This is a genomic window from Acinetobacter bereziniae LMG 1003 = CIP 70.12 (assembly GCF_000368925.1).
Classification (GTDB): Bacteria; Pseudomonadota; Gammaproteobacteria; order Pseudomonadales; family Moraxellaceae; genus Acinetobacter; species Acinetobacter bereziniae.
On sequence record NZ_KB849756.1, the window covers coordinates 2,876,180 to 2,895,014 of the forward strand.

General features: G+C 39.5%; 20 protein-coding genes. 9 read left to right on the forward strand and 11 right to left on the reverse strand.

Going from position 1 to position 18,835, the window contains the following annotated elements; translation table 11 throughout:
- Positions 1-31: 31 nt before the first annotated feature.
- Both F938_RS23335 and F938_RS23340 read right to left on the reverse strand, forming a co-directional pair.
- A complete protein-coding gene (locus tag F938_RS23335) occupies positions 32-535 on the reverse strand; it encodes a DUF4442 domain-containing protein (protein ID WP_005035676.1) in 504 nt (167 codons plus the stop codon).
- Between the two features lie 28 nt (positions 536-563).
- The gene (locus F938_RS23340) at positions 564-1,052 is read right to left on the reverse strand and encodes a YajQ family cyclic di-GMP-binding protein (RefSeq protein WP_004826694.1); all 489 of its coding nucleotides are present in this window, start codon (positions 1,050-1,052) and stop codon (positions 564-566) included.
- Positions 1,053-1,143: 91 nt separating this feature from the next.
- Here F938_RS23340 and F938_RS23345 point away from each other — a divergent pair, with 91 nt between their 5' ends.
- A complete protein-coding gene (locus F938_RS23345; RefSeq protein WP_005035678.1) occupies positions 1,144-1,458 on the forward strand; it encodes a rhodanese-like domain-containing protein in 315 nt (104 codons plus the stop codon).
- A gap of 41 nt (positions 1,459-1,499) precedes the next feature.
- Here the strand turns inward: F938_RS23345 and mnmC are convergent, their stop codons facing one another.
- The 4 genes from mnmC to F938_RS23365 all read right to left on the reverse strand — a co-directional run bounded on the left by mnmC (position 1,500) and on the right by F938_RS23365 (position 5,175).
- Positions 1,500-3,410, reverse strand: a complete 1,911-nt coding sequence (gene mnmC, locus F938_RS23350; protein WP_005035680.1) for a bifunctional tRNA (5-methylaminomethyl-2-thiouridine)(34)-methyltransferase MnmC2/FAD-dependent 5-carboxymethylaminomethyl-2-thiouridine(34) oxidoreductase MnmC1 — start codon at positions 3,408-3,410, stop codon at positions 1,500-1,502.
- A gap of 285 nt (positions 3,411-3,695) precedes the next feature.
- Complete coding sequence (locus F938_RS23355; RefSeq protein WP_005035682.1) at positions 3,696-4,226, reverse strand: SH3 domain-containing protein; 531 nt, start codon at positions 4,224-4,226, stop codon at positions 3,696-3,698.
- Positions 4,227-4,230: 4 nt separating this feature from the next.
- The gene (locus F938_RS23360; protein WP_004826704.1) at positions 4,231-4,533 is read right to left on the reverse strand and encodes a YciI family protein; all 303 of its coding nucleotides are present in this window, start codon (positions 4,531-4,533) and stop codon (positions 4,231-4,233) included.
- 27 nt (positions 4,534-4,560) lie between these two features.
- A complete protein-coding gene (locus F938_RS23365; protein ID WP_004826707.1) occupies positions 4,561-5,175 on the reverse strand; it encodes an inner membrane-spanning protein YciB in 615 nt (204 codons plus the stop codon).
- A 44-nt stretch (positions 5,176-5,219) separates the two neighbouring features.
- Between F938_RS23365 and F938_RS23370 the strand changes: the two genes are divergently transcribed.
- The gene (locus tag F938_RS23370; protein WP_004826709.1) at positions 5,220-6,071 is read left to right on the forward strand and encodes a PHP domain-containing protein; all 852 of its coding nucleotides are present in this window, start codon (positions 5,220-5,222) and stop codon (positions 6,069-6,071) included.
- Positions 6,072-6,383: 312 nt separating this feature from the next.
- On the opposite strand, the gene ybeY is transcribed toward F938_RS23370, so the two are convergent.
- The 3 genes from ybeY to miaB are packed head-to-tail and all read right to left on the reverse strand — an operon-like array spanning position 6,384 to position 9,481.
- Positions 6,384-6,869, reverse strand: coding sequence for an rRNA maturation RNase YbeY (gene ybeY, locus F938_RS23375; RefSeq protein WP_005035686.1), 486 nt, complete (start codon positions 6,867-6,869; stop codon positions 6,384-6,386).
- Between the two features lie 9 nt (positions 6,870-6,878).
- The gene (locus tag F938_RS23380) at positions 6,879-7,988 is read right to left on the reverse strand and encodes a PhoH family protein (RefSeq protein ID WP_005035687.1); all 1,110 of its coding nucleotides are present in this window, start codon (positions 7,986-7,988) and stop codon (positions 6,879-6,881) included.
- A gap of 38 nt (positions 7,989-8,026) precedes the next feature.
- A complete protein-coding gene (gene miaB, locus F938_RS23385) occupies positions 8,027-9,481 on the reverse strand; it encodes a tRNA (N6-isopentenyl adenosine(37)-C2)-methylthiotransferase MiaB (protein ID WP_004826717.1) in 1,455 nt (484 codons plus the stop codon).
- A gap of 286 nt (positions 9,482-9,767) precedes the next feature.
- Here miaB and F938_RS23390 point away from each other — a divergent pair, with 286 nt between their 5' ends.
- From F938_RS23390 to F938_RS23405, 4 genes are all read left to right on the forward strand, one after another.
- Entirely contained in the window at positions 9,768-11,741 is a 1,974-nt protein-coding gene (locus F938_RS23390; protein WP_005035688.1) for a lytic transglycosylase domain-containing protein, read from the forward strand.
- Between the two features lie 37 nt (positions 11,742-11,778).
- A complete protein-coding gene (locus F938_RS23395; protein WP_010590786.1) occupies positions 11,779-12,438 on the forward strand; it encodes a ribonuclease T2 family protein in 660 nt (219 codons plus the stop codon).
- Between the two features lie 258 nt (positions 12,439-12,696).
- Positions 12,697-13,683: a malate dehydrogenase gene (locus tag F938_RS23400; RefSeq protein ID WP_004826724.1), complete on the forward strand. Its 987-nt coding sequence runs from the start codon at positions 12,697-12,699 to the stop codon at positions 13,681-13,683.
- Between the two features lie 235 nt (positions 13,684-13,918).
- The gene (locus F938_RS23405) at positions 13,919-14,176 is read left to right on the forward strand and encodes a DUF2789 family protein (protein ID WP_004826725.1); all 258 of its coding nucleotides are present in this window, start codon (positions 13,919-13,921) and stop codon (positions 14,174-14,176) included.
- A gap of 104 nt (positions 14,177-14,280) precedes the next feature.
- Here the strand turns inward: F938_RS23405 and F938_RS23410 are convergent, their stop codons facing one another.
- Together F938_RS23410 and F938_RS23415 are read right to left on the reverse strand one after the other, a co-directional pair.
- Positions 14,281-14,808: a hypothetical protein gene (locus F938_RS23410; RefSeq protein ID WP_005035689.1), complete on the reverse strand. Its 528-nt coding sequence runs from the start codon at positions 14,806-14,808 to the stop codon at positions 14,281-14,283.
- 188 nt (positions 14,809-14,996) lie between these two features.
- The gene (locus F938_RS23415; RefSeq protein ID WP_005035690.1) at positions 14,997-15,599 is read right to left on the reverse strand and encodes a 2OG-Fe(II) oxygenase; all 603 of its coding nucleotides are present in this window, start codon (positions 15,597-15,599) and stop codon (positions 14,997-14,999) included.
- Between the two features lie 115 nt (positions 15,600-15,714).
- Between F938_RS23415 and F938_RS23420 the strand changes: the two genes are divergently transcribed.
- From F938_RS23420 to F938_RS23430, 3 genes are all read left to right on the forward strand, one after another.
- Positions 15,715-16,572: a 23S rRNA (adenine(2030)-N(6))-methyltransferase RlmJ gene (locus tag F938_RS23420; protein WP_005035691.1), complete on the forward strand. Its 858-nt coding sequence runs from the start codon at positions 15,715-15,717 to the stop codon at positions 16,570-16,572.
- Between the two features lie 163 nt (positions 16,573-16,735).
- Positions 16,736-17,563 (forward strand): CDP-diacylglycerol--serine O-phosphatidyltransferase, encoded by an 828-nt coding sequence (pssA, locus tag F938_RS23425; protein ID WP_004826732.1) that lies wholly within the window; start codon positions 16,736-16,738, stop codon positions 17,561-17,563.
- 34 nt (positions 17,564-17,597) lie between these two features.
- The gene (locus F938_RS23430; protein WP_005035692.1) at positions 17,598-18,683 is read left to right on the forward strand and encodes a DUF6670 family protein; all 1,086 of its coding nucleotides are present in this window, start codon (positions 17,598-17,600) and stop codon (positions 18,681-18,683) included.
- The last annotated feature ends 152 nt before the right edge of the window (positions 18,684-18,835 follow it).

The following is an 18,835-nucleotide window of genomic DNA, read 5'->3' on the forward strand; positions in this document are numbered from 1 at the left end:
ATACTTACTTAAAAGTAAGTTTTATTTACATTTATTTATTTTTTAGGCGATCTTTAGATACCCATGCCCAAACCATTTGGCACTCTACAGGTTCTTTGCCTGATTCATCCATAATCGTAACTGGAACTAGGGTTTCACCCTTTTCAGACGTTTGCATTTCTAAAATTTGTTCAGCGCTAAGGGTCGCTGTTGCTGTCATGTCACCCTTAGATGGGCGTTTGTAGTCAATATGCATACTTTTGATCAATACAATTGAGCTATCAGGAACATTCATTCCTGTCACAAAACCTGTGGCTGTTTCTGCAATTAATGCCATCGCAACAGCGTGTAATTGACCAATATGATTTTGCATAGCGCGATGGTTTTTAATCTCCACCACCACTTTTGAAGAGCTGACCTCGAGGTATTTAATATTGGCTGTACCCACCATAGGGACAACTCGACCAAAGGCTTTACTCCAGAGCGTACTACGAATGCCTTTAGGGAATTTAGAAGTCGCTTTTACAAGTTTAGATAAACGATTGGTCTGAGTCATGTCTTAACCTATAGGGCTATTAAAGACTTTAGTCTTTGAAGTTGTTAAATTGTAAAGGTACACCGAACTGTTGTTCTTTTAAAAACGCCATAACTTGCTGTAATGTATCGCGCTTTTTATCCGTTACACGAATCTTGTCACCTTGGATAGAAGATTGCACTTTGACGCCGCTTTCTTTAATGGCTTTATTAATTTTTTTTGCGGTATCTGAGTCAAGTCCATCTTTGAGTTTGATCACTTGAATAACATTCTTACCTGAAGCCGTCATTTTTTGAGGATCAAGTGCTTGGATATCAACTTTACGTTTAAAGAAATGATTTTCAAGCATGCTATAAACCTGTTCACATTGGAAATCGCTTTCAGTTGAGATTTTAATCTCTTTGGCTTTTTCGTTGATCTCGATAGAAACATCCTGACCACGGAAGTCGAAGCGTGTAGCAATTTCTTTTTGGGTGTTTTGAACCGCATGATTGACTTCAAAAATCTCTAATTCTGAAACAATATCGAAAGATGGCATAGTTTAGACCTTTACAAATAGAAAGAATATCTGAGATGCTAGGGATGTTTTCTTCATTTGCCAAGTGTTGTTTACATCAAAGGAGTGCACAATGATCCGTAAATTAGAAATTACAACATTTGAGTTCCCAGAAGATGCCATTATCTGGGATGTTCGTGACGCAAAAGCCTTTGCTGAAGGTCATGTGAAAGGTGCTGTAAATCAGCCCATCGATAGCCTAAGTGCAGAGAGCTTGACTCAAGTGAATTCGGATCAGTCCATCTACATCTTATGTGGTGGTGGAAGTAAGGCACCTCGTGCTGCTGAAAAATTAGAAAGTTTAGATGGTTCTCGCGATTATGTCGTGCTTATGGGCGGTACTCGTGCTGCACGTGATGCAGGCTTACCATTAGAACAAGGTTCGTAAAAAAGCGCCGAAAGGCGCTTTTTTATTGCCAGTAGATGTGATTAACGATCAATATGATTTGGCTTGAAGTATGGTTTCTTTGGTTTTAGTTTTTTATTGAAACGTTTGACATCCAATTTTCTCAAAAGCGCTTCTGGCACAGGGCAAGCTTCATTTAAAATGATTGCAATCAAAACTTCACTACACAATGGTGCAAATAAAAAACCTTTAGAACCCAGTCCTGAAAAAGTATAAATTTCTTTGTCTGTCTCAACTTTTCCGAGTAATGGGAAATAATCCAAACTCTGCGCACGTACGGATGCACGACCATGCCATTCTGCAACAGGTGCGAGCCTTTCTGCATATTGTGGAAATACACTGTGGATAAGATCATAGTTATGCACATGGTCTTCCGCTAATACTTCAGTATCATCTCGATTAGGATAAAAAGAAGCGCCTAAGATCAACTGTTGATCATCAAGTTGCATGCAATAACCGCCGTAGCTATAAGCATGTTTGGGATTGAGTTTGTGTTGACTGTTGTTGAGCCAACTCACTTGCCCACGGATGGGTTTAAGTAAGGGAAAGTTTTCAAAAAAATGTTGGCTGTCTTTGGCACAGCAAACAATCACATGATCAAAGTCGCCCAGATGGCTATGCTGATGATCGAATAAGGTCAGTCGCTGAACATTTGTTTGAGTAATATTTTCGATTTTGGCATGTTTTAATTGAATCAACGGATGTTCAAGAATTTGATCTTTGAGTTGTTGCGTATAGACTGAACCTGCTTGAGTCAACTGCAAACTTTTGTATTGGGTGTGCAGATCGAGTTGTTCCGCTGTTTGTGCTTTAAGTAAATCTTGAGGATATTCACTCGCTAAGTGAAGTAATTCATCCGGATTTTTTTGTGCCAGTTGCTGAACGGCAATCGGACGAAAGGCACTAAAATTTTGATAATGATTAAGCGCATATTGCCAAGCTAAGGTCATTAAATGTTCTGGACTCTGCTCAATCGGGCTGAGTTTTGGATTAAGCAATGCCAAGGGATTACCAGATGCACCTGATAATGGGGCAGATTGCTCGTAAATCGTAACTTGATGTCCACGTTGAGCTAATCCCCATGCACAACTTAAACCCGCAATTCCTGCGCCAATAATCGCAATTTGACGTTGACCAAAATGATCTGTTGAGTTGCGATGATTGTGTAGTTGTAGTTCTTGGCTTTGTTCTGCAATGGGCTCAGACGCATTCCAAATCGCTTTTAACATCTCGCGTTTATGTCCAAAACCACGTGGACGTGAAATGGTGATACCGTGTTGTGTTAAACCGCGCTTAAGCACGCCTGCTACACTGAATGAGGCAAATGTTGTTCCTATGTCAGAAAGTCTGATGAGATTGTTTAAAACATTGGCTTCCCACATGTCAGGATTGCATGAAGGCGCAAAACCATCTAAAAACCATGCATTGACGGGATGGGTTTTTGCAATAAGGGGAAAGACATCATGTGCATCACCTAACCAAAGATCAATTGAAAATCGGGCTTCAGGAAAGTTTAAACGATGGCATCCTGCAATTGGTAAGGGGTACTGTTCAATCAGTTGTTGTGAAAAACCTTTTAGCTCAGACCAGACTGCTAAAGCACGGATTAAATCTTGCTTAGACAGTGGGAACTTTTCGACGCTGATGATGTGTAAGTGACTATGATTATCGGGACGAACCTGTTGCCAAAGTTGCCATAAGGCGAGAATATTGAGCCCTGTACCAAAACCTGTCTCACCTACACAAAAATACTCAAAATCACGCAAAGCCCCTAGTCTGGTTTCAAGGTCATTGCCATTCAAAAAAACATGTCGTGTTTCTAGTAGTCCATTGTCTTTTGAAAAATAGACATCACCAAATTGTTTTGAAATTGGAACTTCAATTCCATCAACACATTGCCAGTCTAAGTCGGCAGTTTGAATGGCATTTGACAACGTGAATTACCTTTTAATGATTGAGATGTGGAGAACGCTTGAAATTATTCATATTCAAAATGATAGAGCATTATGATGCCAACAGATCACGGAGATTTACAACACTTGATTTGACGCTAGATACTATTTACAACTTTTTCCAGTAGGTAAATCGCATTTAAATGTAGTCTAGCTGTTCTAAAACATATTTCAATAAGAATGCCCTGCAGGCATAAAAATGTCGAAAACAACTTTTATACGTGAAGGGCATTAGAGTATCTGGATGAATGCAACCTTAATCGTGGTTTACCACTGACGACGGCGTTTGGTATAGATATAGCTTGCGATTAAAAAGCCAAGTAATACACCCACGGCAATGGTAGCTGCACCATATAAAAACATTTGCGCGCTTTGTTCACTTTGTAGGACTTGAACCTGCACCCCAAGATTATCATTTTTCAATTGTAACTCTTGGTTCTGCGCTAAGGCTTCTAAATTGGCTTTTTCAAGCTGTTGCAACCGAGTTGCTTGGTCTTTAACTAAAGCCTTGACTTTGGCATCTTGAGACGCTTTTTCCTTGACAATTTGTTCAGCAGTCAAAGGTTTATTTTCTTGTGCCTGTGCCTGTGCCTGAGTTTGAACTGTCGCATTTGCACCAGCAACTGCAGGAATGATATTGGGTTTTGGTGGCGCGACAGTTGGGTTCGCCTGAGCGGAAGGCGCTGCTGTCGTTGTTTGAGCTGTGAGTGCCTGTGTTGGCTCTGCCCATAACATAGGAGATAGAAGTATCGTAGAACTTAAAGTCAGACGAAGTAAGCTTTGAACGACAACGCGCATTTTGTTATCCCTTAGGTAATGCTTTATTGAATGGCTTAACATCGATATGACGATAAATTCCTTCTTTAAGGAAAGGTTCGTCTTTCAGCCATTCATCTAATGCCTCACGACTTTCAAAATCAAGAATCATCGTACTGCCATAAAAACCTGCTTGGGGATTTTCACGATCAACGGGCATTGCTCCAGCCACAATAACACGACCTTCAGCATCTAATTTTTCTAGTCGAGCCAAATGCTGTGGACGTACAGCAAGACGTTTTTCTACTGTACCTTCTTGATCAGTACAGGTAATTACAAATAATGGCATGATATTTCTCGATTTTTCTAAAACACTTTATTCGTCGCCTGACTTGAAGTGTTTTCGTAATATAACAAACTGGATAATGATAAAGGAAAACATCACAATCATGTCACCAAATGCTGTAAATTCTCCCCAATATTTGCCGCCTGCAAATAAAAAAGCAAAGAAAACATGTAAACCTGACATCACAATGAACATCGCTGCCCAAGCAAAGTTTAAATTTTTCCAACCTTTTTCAGTCAGGTCTAAAACCGGACCAAATAGTCGTTGAATGAGTGGTTTTTTATCTTTACCAAAATAAGGAGAAAGCAAGAAAGCGCCTGCAAAAACTAAATTCAGAATTGCAGCTTTTAAGCGAATATAGAAGTCATCACTTAACATTAAAGTGATTCCACCAAAAATCACAGTCATAAATAAAACAAACCATTGTTGTTTATCCAGACGGAATTTTTGTGAAATGAATAAAGCACCATAGACAACAAGCATTGAAATAATCAAACCTGTTGTTGCAACAAGAATGTTATTGTTATTTACACCACCTGCTGAGCCGATCAACTGTAGTAAGGGATGATCAACATCTTTGGGATCAACCGTTTTGTATAAATAAAAGAAAATTATGAGGGGCACAAAGTCTAAAAGTGCTTTCATGTTAAAGTATCTAGTCTGTTCAGGTTGATGGGATAGTATAAAAGATGCAAGGCATAGATTTACATACTCACAGTAATATTTCTGATGGAACTTTAACACCAGCATTACTGGTTGAAGCTGCCATCGAGAAAGGCATACATACGCTTGCCTTGACGGACCACGATAGCATGGATGGCTTAATACAAGCTGAACAATTTGCAAAAAATCAACCAATTCAAATCATTTCAGGTGTAGAAATCTCGAGTCAGTGGTCTAGACCCGCCACAAAAAAGAGTTATGGCGTGCATATCGTTGCACTCAATATGCAAAATCCTGAACCTTTACAACGGCTTTTAACCGCACAGAAAAAAATTCGTGCCGAACGAGCAAAGGAAATTTGTGAGTTGTTGATTCCTTTGATTCACCAAGATATTTATGCCGATGTTGTGGCAAAGGTAGATGGTGAGCCTGATCGAATTACACGAACGCATATTGCGAAAACATTGGTTGAAAAGGGCATTGTACAGCGCGCACAGCAAGCATTTGATAAATATATCAAAGAGGGCAAAAAAGCTTATGTGAAGTTTGATGGTTTAGGTTTGGCAGAAACCATACAGGTGATTCATGAAAGTCAGGGCTTTGCGGTATTGGCACATCCTACACGCTATGATTTATCAGCAACCAATATTCGATATTTGATTGAATTATTTGCTCAACACGGAGGCGATGCTATTGAGTTACCTCCTGCGATTGAAACCGCTTCAACACGCCAAATGGTTGATCGAATGATTGCTGAACATGCATTAAAGGTTTCAGTAGGCAGTGATTTTCATGGAGATAATATGCCCTGGATTAAACTGGGCAATATTCCACACGTGAAAGAAGGTCAAATTGGAATTTGGGAAAGTTTTCGATAATATTTTTTGAAGTCTTAAACGTGCAGTCTAAAATATTTTGTGTCGCTGGTGCTTAGGATTTACTGATGCTGTGTGAGCGCTACAATTCATATCTTTTGAGTATTCCATGCATTGGAAGGCATCCACATGTCATATGTAAGTACGACCATCTATGATGAAAAATACCAAACTATATGCTTAGCTTGATTTATATTTGGCGATTCTAAGGTATCGCTATGCGTGCGAGTGGTGCGTAGTAATGATGTGCATAGGTACTGTATTGATGAAATAAAAAATCCTTCTTTTTAGAAGGATTTCAGTTTGATTGGAAGATCAATCTTCCTTTACGGAATAGGGATTTTCGAAACCAAGTTTGTTTAATATTTCGATTTCTAATGCTTCCATTTTTTCGGCATCTTGATCTGAAGTTTCATGATCATAACCCATCAAGTGCAGTGTTCCATGAACCAACATATGGGTAAAATGTTCAATCGGCGTTTTTTGCTGTTCAATGGCTTCTTGCAACACCACCGGGATACAAATGACTAAATCACCTAAAGGTAATGCATCCAAAAGTGGTAGCACTTCTTCAGGGATATCACTTGGAAAAGACAACACATTGGTGGGTTTGTCTTTTTTTCGATATTCAGCGTTTAACTGATGGCTTTCGTCATTATCTACACAAGCAATTCCAATTTCACAATCTTGATCAACTTCGATATGACGTAAAGTGGTTTCAATGACTTTCTTTAAATAGGCACGTTTGAGCACCAGAGTTGGTGCTTCAAACGATTGTTGTAACGATAAGCTAAGTTTCAAAAACAATCCTTAAACATTTTCCTGATTTGAAGCAACTGCGTCTTGGTGTTGAGCATCTGCCGCAGAATCATTTTCAGCAATTAAGGCTTCCTGACGTGCTTTACGTTCAGCACGTGCTTCAGCACTTAAACGATATTGTTCACTGTCCCATCCTTCATAAGCTTCGACGATTTTCTGTACCAGCTGATGACGAACCACATCCCGAGAATGGAAACGTGTGATATGAATTTCCTTGATTTTTTCGATGATTCGTAAGGCATGTGCCAGACCAGACTGTTGTCCTCGTGGTAAATCGACCTGTGTAATATCACCTGTGATGACTGCACGAGAACCAAAACCTAGTCGCGTTAAGAACATTTTCATCTGTTCTGGCGTGGTGTTCTGAGCTTCATCTAAAATCACGAATGAGTGGTTTAATGTTCGACCACGCATATAGGCAAGTGGTGCGACTTCAATGACTTGGCGTTCGATAAGTTTTGCAACTTTTTCAAAGCCAAGCATCTCATAGAGTGCATCATAGAGTGGGCGTAAATAAGGGTCGATCTTTTGACTCAAGTCACCCGGTAAAAAGCCCAATTTTTCGCCAGCTTCAACAGCAGGGCGAACCAAAAGAATACGTTGAATTTCGTTGCGTTCGAGCATGTCGACAGCTGCAGCAACGGCAAGATAGGTTTTCCCTGTACCCGCAGGACCGATCCCGAAAGAAATATCACTCTGTAAAATGCGTTGTACATAACGCTTTTGATTGGCACCACGAGGATTAATTCGACCTTTGCGGGTTTGCAACCAGACTTCATCTAAGCCTGTGTGCTCATTGTCCGAAAGGTCTTCTTGTAACTCGCGGTCAGTTTGACTGCCTTGAATCATTAAATGGATCGTATCAGCACTGATTTCTTGAGAGAGTTCAGCTTCAGCATGCAAACGCTGCAATAAGCCTTCAACTCGCTCCACTGCTTCTAATTCACCATCAATATAAAAGCTGTCGCCACGGTGTGAAATACTGACATTTAAACGTTGTTCGATTTGTTTCAGATGACCGTTATAAGCACCAAGCATGCTTTTTAAACGTTCAACTGAAATACCTGGAAAAGCTACTGTACGTCGAATCGCTGCAGTCAAGAGATATCCTTTTTAAAAGTAAAGTCTATACCCTTACATTACGCCACGTCAGGCTCAAGATTCAAGAGTTCTCCGTAAACTAAATTTAAGGTCTTAATCTCCGTAATCTCAATCTCTGCAAAGCGTCCGACCCAAGAGGCATCACCTACAAATGTTACTAAACGTGTATTGTCGGCTGTACCCACCAATAAATTTGGATCTTTGTTCGAAACATTCTCAACCAAAACGCGTTGAATAGTGCCCAACATAGCATCTGTTTTACGGATACTGGATTGCTTAATCCAATGCTGAACTTTGGCTAAACGCTCCTTTTTCACTTCATCAGGTGTGTCATCTGGTAATTCAGATGCAGGTGTGCCTGGACGCTTTGAATATACAAAACTGTAAGAATGGTCAAAGTCTAAATCTTGGATAAACTGGTAAGTCTCTTCAAAATGCGCATCTGTTTCCCCCGGAAAACCGATGATGAAATCTGAAGATAAATGCATATCTGGGCGAACTTTGCGCAATTTGGCAATTTTTTCGATATAAACATCAATGGTGTGATTACGTTTCATCGCTTGTAAAACATCATTTGAGCCACTTTGCACAGGTAAGTGCAAATGTGAAACCATTTGTGGTAAGTCGCGATAGCATTGGATCAAATCGTCATTAAATTCGAGCGGATGTGAGGTGGTATAACGTAAGCGACCAATACCTGGAATTTCTGCAACAAGACGCAATAAATCTGCGAATGTGCAAATTTCGCCTTCAAAGGTCTCACCACGATAACCATTCACATTTTGACCCAGTAGGCTAATTTCACGCACACCTTTTTCAGCCAAACCTGCAATTTCTGCCAAGACATCATCCAGAGGACGAGATACTTCTTCACCACGTGTGTAGGGAACTACGCAAAATGAACAATATTTCGAACAGCCTTCCATGATAGAAACGAATGCTTTGTAGCCTTCTACGCGCGGTTCAGGCAAAAAGTCGAACTTTTCAATGTCAGGGAATGAGATATCCACCAGCTTAATTTTATCTTTTTTAGGTTTTTCAATTTGATCAACATGTTGATCTAACATTTGCGGTAAACGATGCAAAGTTTGTGGACCAAAAACCATATCAACATAAGGCGCACGCTTTTGGATGTTGTCACCTTCTTGTGAAGCAACGCAACCGCCGACACCAATAACAAGATCAGGATTTTTTTCTTTAAGTTTGCGCCAGCGTCCTAATTCCGAAAATACTTTTTCTTGCGCTTTTTCACGGATTGAACAGGTATTCATCAGTAGAATATCTGCATCACTTGGATCGCTTGTGAGCACATAACCGTGTGAGTCGCCTAAAAGATCTGCCATACGATGACTGTCATACTCATTCATCTGACACCCTTGCGTTTCGATATACAGTTTTTTAACCGTACCGTCGGCTGGGGTGTGCTGTGGCTGGGTTACAGTGTTTTCTGAGGCAGCTTTGGCACCATTTGGAATGAAGGTTTGAACCGTCATGGAGGGGTCTATCCTATGAAGAAAGGGAATTTTAAATTCGCATTGAGTTTGTTATTTTAACAGACTCGCAAAAGGCGCGCTATTTTACAGCATTTAAATGGAATTCAGGGAAATATTTAAACATCACTGCTAGCTTAAGAACAGTAGGGAACACAAATGAAAAAAATCAAGAAAAACAGAATAGATTATTAATGATGAATCATGAGGTTACATAACACAACAGTAGAAATGGATTAGAATAATTAAACTAGGCACAAATAAGTGCATCAGCAAGTTAAGGCACATCATGCAGGTTGAGAGAAAAACGGTGTTAAAGCAGCAACTTAAGCAAAATAAATTAAAACTTTACCTTTTAGGCACAGTTGCATGCACAAGCCTGCAAGTGACTTATGCTGCTGAAGAGCAGTTTAATGATGCTTTGCGTAATGCGAATAATTCGAGTGCTTTAGAACAGTACCGTGTTTCAATGCAAAATGATGCTTTAGGCTACTATCCTGAATATTGGATGTTGAATGCTAATCTTGCTTTTCAACCTGCTGGCAACATTATTAGCTTTGCGCAACGTTACCCACAATCGGCAATGGCTGAAAAGCTAGCGGCAGACTATGTGGAAGAAAAAGTCAAACAGGCAGATTTTTCAAGCGCCCAACCCGTATTGCAATATGTGACCAATCCAGACCAAGCAGAACGCTGTGCAGTCGCACAAGTTCGTGCCAAAACAGGCGATGCCTTGGTTTTTGCCGAATTCAAAGATGTTTGGCTGACGACCAACACTCAACCTGAATCTTGTAATGGTTTGGGGCGGATGATGTTGTCTAGTCCACTGATGACGACACAAGATCGTCAACAACGTCTTTATGCACAATTAAGAGCAGGACAATCTGGTTTGGCTATAGCGACAGCACAATCAATTGGTATTAATTTATCTTTGACCCAGTTAAATCAAATTCAAGCAAATCCACTCAATTACTTATGGTCAGCACCGAAAACGAATGTGCAAGATTATGCCTATTTAGTGTATGCCTTGGGTCGTGCAGCGGATACAGATTTAACCAGTGCTTTGCAGTCTGTACCTAAGTTGGTTCAGGGTGTGCCAGAAGATGTGCAAAAATATATTTATCGTACTGTGGGCTATATAGGTGGCACAACAGTCATGAAAAATAATTTTAATCGCGAAGTGCTGCAAAACTTTGATGCCAGTTATGGTGTGCCTTTTAGCGCTGAAGAAGCTGAGGTGTATGCACGCCAAGCGATACGATTTGGTGCGTGGGAAAGTGTGATTCGTGCAATTGACAGTATGAGCGTCACGCAAAAACAAGAAGATCGTTGGCAATATTGGTTAGCACGTGCGTCTGAACAACGTAGTGATGCGCAATCGAAAAGAACAGCACGTGAGATTTATCAGCGTTTGGCTATGTCAGGCGATGATTATCATAATTTGCTTGCCAAAGATCATTTGGGGCAAAAATATAATGATAGCCCAGCAAGAGAGCAACCCTCGACAGACGATCAACAACGTCTAAATAGTGATATTCATTTTCGTCGTGCGTTTACTTTACGTAATATCAATGCCCCAGCAACCTATACCAATAGAGAATGGAATTGGGCTGTACGTCAGGCATACTTGAAGCATGATGATGGCTTGCTGCTTGCTGCTGCAAAACGTGCCACTGATATGGGCTGGTATGATCGGGCAATTTATGCGGCAGAACGTACAGAGAAAAAACATAACTATACCTATCGTTATGCGACACCACATCAATCTTTAGTCGTTAGCCATAGTCGAAATGCTGGGATTGACCCTGCTTGGGCATATGGTTTAATGCGCCAAGAAAGTCGTTTTGTCACCGCTGCTCGTTCACATGTAGGTGCGGGCGGTTTGATGCAAATCATGCCAGGCACGGCAAAATTGGTGGCAAGACAGATGGGTGAAACATATAATCCTGCTGCACTCAGTGATGCCAATACTAATATTCGTTATGGTACTTTCTATTTGTCAATGATTCATGGGCAATTAAGCAGTAATCCAGTTTTGGCAACAGCAGGTTATAACGCTGGACCAAACCGTGCTAAACGTTGGCAACCTGATTATCAAAATCTTTCAGCAGATCAGTATACAGAGTCCATTCCTTTGAATGAGACTCGTGACTATGTAAAAAATGTGATGACCAATGCTGCGCATTATGGAATTTTATTAGGACAAGGACCTCAAGCTATTGAAAGTCGTATGCCTGTGATTCCAACTCGTGTATCGCAATAATCGCTTTAAACTTGGATGAAACTTTGTTGGTAAATCAATGATTTTCAATATTTTTCGTAAATTAAAGAAGTTTTGCATGGCATTGACTGTATGCTGTGCGGGATTTTTTTTGGTCAATGTGCCGTTGCATGCAGCACCGCAATTACAAGGTTATGTGATGCAGGTGCAATTGACGCCAGCGGTTTGTGCCTTGGATTCGTCTAAACAAAAACAACGCAAATGTTTAGAAGGATATTCATTAACGATTTCAGGTTTATTGCCCGAAACAACTGAGAGAAATTGCACCACCAATTCATCTGCAAGCTTAACGCCCTTACAGGCAAAGGTCGTAGCTCGAGTGATGCCAGAGGAAAATGCCCGCATTCAACTTTGGCGGAGTGTGGGGGGATGTGTCCCGATGAATGCCAGTCAGTATTTTAGAACAGTTATCAATTTGGCTGATCGACTTAAAATTCCAGCAGATTTGACCAGTTCAGAAAATAAAAACGTACAGCACAATGCTTTAAAAACACAATTTGTAAGATTAAACCCGGGAATGAACAATGATAGTATTCGCTTCACTTGTCAAAGTTCATCATCAAATCCAGTATTAACTGAAGTTCAAGTGTGTTATCGAGTCAATGGGCAGTATAAACAATGCTCGAATCATATTGTTTCAAATTGTCCAAATACATTCTCAATCAAGGGTACATATTAGCCACTGTTGGTATTTTAGATTTTGTGTCTGGTCATCCCTGAAAAGCAGATATATTCATAAATAAAGCTGAATTGTCGTTAGAACCCATTCTTTTTGAGCTATTTTATTTATATTTCCTATCATACTTTTGTTGAAATTCATTCTCTTTTACATGCAAGTGTCAAAGGATTGGAGTACAATCTTTGCCGTTTATGATAATTCGATTAAAACGGATTTAACCGTTTAATCACATTAACGATCCTCATTGGAGATAATTACATGAAGCAACCTGTTCGCGTTGCCGTTACTGGCGCAGCTGGTCAAATCGGTTACAGCTTATTATTCCGTATCGCTAGCGGTGAAATGCTTGGTAAAGACCAACCCGTTATTTTGCAATTGTTAGAAGTTCCATTTGAGAAAGCTCAAGCTGCGCTTAAAGGCGTAATGATGGAATTAGATGACTGTGCTTTCCCATTATTGGCTGGCATGATCGGTACTGATGATCCAAAAGTTGCATTTAAAGATGCTGACTACGCGTTATTGGTTGGTTCACGTCCACGCGGTCCTGGTATGGAACGTGCTGACTTGTTGAAAGTGAACGGTGAAATCTTCATTGGTCAAGGTCAAGCGCTTAACGAAGTAGCAAGCCGTGACGTAAAGGTACTTGTTGTAGGTAACCCTGCAAATACAAATGCTTATATCGCAATGAAATCTGCTCCAGACCTTCCAGCGAAAAACTTTACTGCAATGTTACGTCTTGACCACAACCGTGCGTTAACTCAAATTGCTCAAAAAGCTGGTGTTGCTGTAGCTGACATCAAAAACCTTACAGTTTGGGGTAACCACTCTCCAACAATGTATGCTGACTACCGTTTTGCAACTGCAAATGGCGAAAACTTAAAAGACAAAATCAACGATGCTGATTGGAACGCAAACGTATTCCTTCCAACTGTTGGTAAACGTGGTGCTGCGATCATCGAAGCACGTGGTCTTTCTTCTGCTGCTTCTGCTGCAAATGCTGCAATCGACCATATGCGTGATTGGGCACTCGGCACAAATGGCGAATGGGTAACGATGGGTATTCCTTCAGACGGTTCTTATGGTATTCCTGAAGGCGTAATCTACGGTGTTCCAGTAACTTGTGAAAATGGCGAATACAAACGTGTTGAAGGCTTAGAAATTGACGCATTCAGCCGTGAACGTATGGATAAAACACTTCAAGAACTTGAAGAAGAGCGTGCTGCAATTGCAGATATGCTTAAATAATTAAAAAATTTAATCTATTTAAGATTAGTTTTGAAAAAGCACTCTACATAGAGTGCTTTTTTATTGGTGAAATTCAACACAATACAATGAAATACTGTCTGTTGAAGCAAGCTTTGTTTGAATTTTAATCACAAATTGAAACAAGAAAACCAAAAATACAACTATCTTTTGTATGACCTTTCTTATAAGTTAATTGTATATCTAATGACAAATAAACTTATATAAGGAGGGCGATATGCTCAGGACGAACAAACCATCCTTAGAGTTACTGTTTTCCCAACTGGGTTTAGCCAATAGTTCAGCAGCGATTGAACTTTATGTACGAACCCACCAGCTACCCGCAAATGTGTCTCTACATGAAGCACCATTTTGGAATAGATCTCAGCGTGATTTATTAATCAGTCATTTGGTGCAAGATGATGATTGGGCAATTTGGATTGACGAGTTAAACCAACAACTCCATTTAGATGCTTATAAATTACAAACAGCTTAACGCTTTCACTTTTCCCAAGCGCAACAAAAAAGATGGCTACACTAGCCATCTTTTCTTTTTTTATGGTTTGCCAGTTCATGTCATGGTGACTTTACACTAAATGCTTAATGTAATTTACTTTGGATCATTTGGCTGAACCAATGTTCACTTCGAACAGGTTGAAAAGCATGATGTTGTCGAAGTAGTGTTAAATCAAAATCTGCAGTTTTGATATATTTATTTAACCAATGACGAGTCAAAGCAAAATCATGCTTGCTTACAGAAGCATAAGCCAACATAAAGTAAATATCCGCATGCTCATGTTGAGTCATCGGTTTCAAGATTTGCTGTGTGATCAGGGCATAACGCGATTCTTTAGTCAGTTCAAAGTAAATCATATAGGCTTTGGCTAAATGCAAAGAAAGCTGTATATACAATGACATCGGCATTTCTTCGTATTCCAGACGCGCAGTTTCAAGCAATACAATCGCTTCTTGTAAAAAATGTATCTGTTCCTGTTTTGAATGACTTTGCGTGACTAACTGTAAACGTAGATCACCACGTTCAAGTGCAAGTTCAGGTGTATTGCCTGACAAATACAATTGATCAGTTTCACCAATACGCGAGATGATTTGTTTTGTATTATCAAACATATGCTGAATCCTCTTAATTTCTACACTCTATTATGAGGTTTATTTCAATAATTTAAAGCCAATTACTTTGAGATGGAGCGTTGCATATTTAAATACTCAAGACCAAAATGGTCAAAGCTATTCAATAGTCCTAAAAGCTTTTATAACTACAAGAACTTGCAATATGGCTGATCTTTTCGTTAAAGCACTTATAGGATAGGGGTATCGCTTCTGAGCCATGCTGTAATTGAAAGTCGTTGATGTTTAGCTTCAAGAACTTCATGCAATAAGTCGCTTTGGAATAAGGCGATTCGATTGGGTTTGGGTTCTAAAGTATGCCATACATTATTTTTGTCTTGTAAATGCAATTTACCTCCCCAGTTATCCTGCCATTCATTATGTAAATAATACACTGTAGAAATCATACGACCATTTTTGCCTTGAGGATTATCTCGATGCAAGGCATAAAACTCGCCTGCGTTATAGCAAGCAAAATGAGCTTCGATTTCTTTGATTCCCAAGTAAAATGTTGCATTGAAAATTTGAACGAGCTGTTGCAACGCTTGGATATGCTGTTGAGCAATTTCTAAATCTTCATTGATCCATAAAATATGATCACTGCGAATTTTGCTGATTACACCATTTTGAATTGCCGCATCACGGAAACGGTTTAAATTTTCGGTACACTCTTGCATCAATTGTTGTACATATTCAGCCGGGTAGGCATGGTCAATAACAGTAAATCCATGTTGATCTAAATCATCAAGAATTTGATCAACATTCCATGACTTTGGGAGGGAAAGTGCTTCCATAAATAACCAAAAATTAGTGTTTGAGGGGCTGTTGCTATATTAGAACAAACGATGGACAGTGAAGAAATATTTTTTCGTGTTAAAATAACCATTGAACTCAGGAATTAATCGAAACATGAATTACCGTCACCATTTCCATGCAGGCAACTTTGCCGATGTCATGAAACATGTGTTATTGCTCCAACTATTGACACGTCTCAATGCTAAAGACAAACCCTATCGTTATATAGATACACATGGTGGTGCGGGCAAATACGATTTATCTACATCTGAAGCGCAAAAATCAGGTGAATTCTTAACGGGCATTCACCGTCTCGTTAAGCTTGATGATTCAATTAAACGCAATGCACCAGAAGGGGTAAAACAATACCTCAAAGTGGTTGAAGATATGCGTGCAGGTTCTGGAAAAGGTGCTTATCCAGGCTCACCTTGGTTTGCACTTGAAGCAATGCGAGATATAGACAAGGCAACAATCTTTGAAATGCAGCGTGATGTGTTTCAGCAATTGTATTTTAATATCCGCGACAAACGTGCAGGCTTGCATGAACGTGATGCATACGAAGGGCTTTTAGGGGTAATTCCACCAAAAGAAAAACGTGGTTTGGTGATGATTGATCCACCTTATGAGTTAGAACGTAAAGACTTTCCGCAACTGGTTGAATTAATCGCTGCTGCATATAAAAAATGGTCTACAGGTGTATTCGCAATTTGGTATCCGATCAAAGACCGTGCCATGATTGAACGTTTTGAAAAGAAAATGATTAAAACAGGGATTCGCCGTCAGTTAATTTGTGAAGTTTGTGTATGGCCCGACGATACACCAGTTGGATTAAATGGTTGTGGTTTGTTGGTCATCAATCCACCATGGAAATTTTCTGAAGATGCGGATGAAGCATTGCAATGGTTATTCCCACATTTGCGCATGAGTGAAAATGGTGGGCATGCTGCTGTGCGTTGGTTGGTGGGCGAATAATTCATTTCTGGCAATAGCTAGAAAGGTGAATAATGATGCGAATTACAAATTATGACCAAATAATTTGAGTAATTCGTATCAATTTCACTTAGAAATGAATGTGATAAAATCTTAGGTGAGATATCAACAGCTCCAAAATAAGAGCCATAGATAGGATTCGAAAATGACAAATATAAATAAACCAGAAAGCCCAAACTCTTCAAACCAAGACCTTGGATTTGATGGCATTACTTTTGAGGTTGAAGAGGAAGAGCATACGCATGAAGGGCAAAAAGTAAAACGTCGCGGGATCTATTTGTGGCCTAACCTGATTACAACTTCAGCGTTGTTATCAGGCTTTTATTCCATTATTGCCAGTATGAATGGTGATTTTACTCAAGCGATTTATGCCATTTTCCTGGCAGCATTATTTGATGGTTTGGATGGTCGAGTGGCACGCGCAATTGGTGCACAGAGTGCTTTTGGTGAGCAATTCGATTCACTTTCAGACTTGCTGGCGTTTGGTGTTGCACCTGCTATCTTAATGTATAGCTGGAGTATGCATGATTTAGGTAGAATTGGTTTAGCTGCCTGTTTTGTTTATACAGCTTGTGCTGCATTCCGTTTAGCACGTTTTAACGTACAAATTGGTGTGGTCGATAAACGTTATTTTATCGGTGTTGCGAGTCCTTTGGCTGCAATCATTATTATCGCATGGGTTTGGGTTGGACAAGATTTCAGTTATATTTTTAATCTTAAAGATGGTGCTATTCAGGCAACCAATGCGTTTGTCATTATTGCCGTTGGTTTGTTGATGATTTCCAATATTAAATACTATTCATTTAAAACAGTGGATCGTAAGCGAGTACCATTCTTTGTATTGCCAATCGCTGTATTTATCCTTGCAGCAATGACTTATAATATTCCTGTAGGCATATTGGTGATTTCAATTATCTATGCTATTTCTGGTTTTGTAACAACATTCTTGGCAAGAAAGAATACGGTTGAATAAGATATAAAATAAAACCTATGGTAAGGAGCTTGATATGCGGTTGTTTCAAGATTTCTTAGATCAGTCTAAACAACTGAATCAAGCTCAAACGCCCACTGAACTTTGCTATCACCCTCCCAAAGATAAATACAAAATTGCGCATCAAAAGTTGGTTTTGGCTAACTTACCGGCTCCATTACATTATCTCAATTTCTATAGTTTGATCGGGCAACCGAATAACGCTGTTTTCTGCAATCAAAATGAAATCTCGACCACTGCTTTAGATACTGCCACTGTATTGGGCAGTACAAGTGCCCATATGGTGGGACAACTCAATGGCTATTCGATTCAGCATGATTGTCAGTTTCAGGTTGATGATCAATCCAAAGTAAAATTTGAGTTTGGTCAAAAAGAACAGGTTTTTGGAAAAATTCCAAATTTTGTAATGCGAAGGTGGGATAGCGAATTAAGTTTTGATTTAAAGATTACGACTTTGCCTTTGGTTTCGCATTTTATTCATTTGAAATTTGGTTTTGCTGAGAATTGGTCTTTGGTTGCGCACTGTGAAGGTTGTATCCAATACAAAGATCAAAAATATGATATTCAACAATACGCGGCTTTTGAATATATGCGTATGGTGAATTTTCCATATCTTCCTTATGCGCTCTACACTTATCAACTCATTCAATTGAGTGATGAGTTACAAATCATTTGTGTTTATAGTTGTGACCAAATGAATAATACCTTGTATTCTCGTATCTATATGCGAAATATCCAAACACTTGAAGCCAAAATGTTTGATCGACAAGTTGTATTTAATATTCAGCGTGTTTTCCCTAAAGTCAAAACGGTTAACCAACAAGAAATGTATTTGCCCAGAGAGTTTGAATGGCAATACCAAGATGAAAAAATTTCTATCAGTATCCAAGCTCAAAGTCGGGGTGATTATAAATTTGGTTTAGCGGCAGGTTATGTCGGTAGTTTTAGTTATCAACTGCAAATCAATGAACAAAGCTACCAAGGCGAAAGTGGTTATTGTGAATATATTGATTGTCGCCCTTTAAAGTGGCAAGAAATCGATAAAGAAAATAAATTATCCAGTAAATCGAGCCAACCTGCGCTCATAATGCTCAAAAAATAGATAAAAAAGCAAAAAAAAGGGTGAATTTGAGGAAAAAACATCCATCCGAACAGAAAGATTAAAAAAGGGGGTTGTGTTAGGTTAGGAATGCTGTAGAATGCACATCCATCGGCGGTGATGAAGATTAAAACTTCTGATAAAACAATGACTTG

What these genes read in the sequence shown, in the direction of transcription:
- F938_RS23335 (WP_005035676.1), bottom strand. Translation starts at nt 535, where the DNA reads ATGACTCAGACCAATCGTTTATCTAAACTTGTAAAAGCGACTTCTAAA.
- F938_RS23340 (WP_004826694.1), bottom strand. Translation starts at nt 1,052, where the DNA reads ATGCCATCTTTCGATATTGTTTCAGAATTAGAGATTTTTGAAGTCAAT.
- F938_RS23345 (WP_005035678.1), top strand. Translation starts at nt 1,144, where the DNA reads ATGATCCGTAAATTAGAAATTACAACATTTGAGTTCCCAGAAGATGCC.
- F938_RS23355 (WP_005035682.1), bottom strand. Translation starts at nt 4,226, where the DNA reads ATGCGCGTTGTCGTTCAAAGCTTACTTCGTCTGACTTTAAGTTCTACG.
- F938_RS23360 (WP_004826704.1), bottom strand. Translation starts at nt 4,533, where the DNA reads ATGCCATTATTTGTAATTACCTGTACTGATCAAGAAGGTACAGTAGAA.
- F938_RS23365 (WP_004826707.1), bottom strand. Translation starts at nt 5,175, where the DNA reads ATGAAAGCACTTTTAGACTTTGTGCCCCTCATAATTTTCTTTTATTTA.
- F938_RS23370 (WP_004826709.1), top strand. Translation starts at nt 5,220, where the DNA reads ATGCAAGGCATAGATTTACATACTCACAGTAATATTTCTGATGGAACT.
- miaB (WP_004826717.1), bottom strand. Translation starts at nt 9,481, where the DNA reads ATGACGGTTCAAACCTTCATTCCAAATGGTGCCAAAGCTGCCTCAGAA.
- F938_RS23390 (WP_005035688.1), top strand. Translation starts at nt 9,768, where the DNA reads ATGCAGGTTGAGAGAAAAACGGTGTTAAAGCAGCAACTTAAGCAAAAT.
- F938_RS23395 (WP_010590786.1), top strand. Translation starts at nt 11,779, where the DNA reads ATGATTTTCAATATTTTTCGTAAATTAAAGAAGTTTTGCATGGCATTG.
- F938_RS23400 (WP_004826724.1), top strand. Translation starts at nt 12,697, where the DNA reads ATGAAGCAACCTGTTCGCGTTGCCGTTACTGGCGCAGCTGGTCAAATC.
- F938_RS23405 (WP_004826725.1), top strand. Translation starts at nt 13,919, where the DNA reads ATGCTCAGGACGAACAAACCATCCTTAGAGTTACTGTTTTCCCAACTG.
- F938_RS23410 (WP_005035689.1), bottom strand. Translation starts at nt 14,808, where the DNA reads ATGTTTGATAATACAAAACAAATCATCTCGCGTATTGGTGAAACTGAT.
- F938_RS23415 (WP_005035690.1), bottom strand. Translation starts at nt 15,599, where the DNA reads ATGGAAGCACTTTCCCTCCCAAAGTCATGGAATGTTGATCAAATTCTT.
- F938_RS23420 (WP_005035691.1), top strand. Translation starts at nt 15,715, where the DNA reads ATGAATTACCGTCACCATTTCCATGCAGGCAACTTTGCCGATGTCATG.
- pssA (WP_004826732.1), top strand. Translation starts at nt 16,736, where the DNA reads ATGACAAATATAAATAAACCAGAAAGCCCAAACTCTTCAAACCAAGAC.
- F938_RS23430 (WP_005035692.1), top strand. Translation starts at nt 17,598, where the DNA reads ATGCGGTTGTTTCAAGATTTCTTAGATCAGTCTAAACAACTGAATCAA.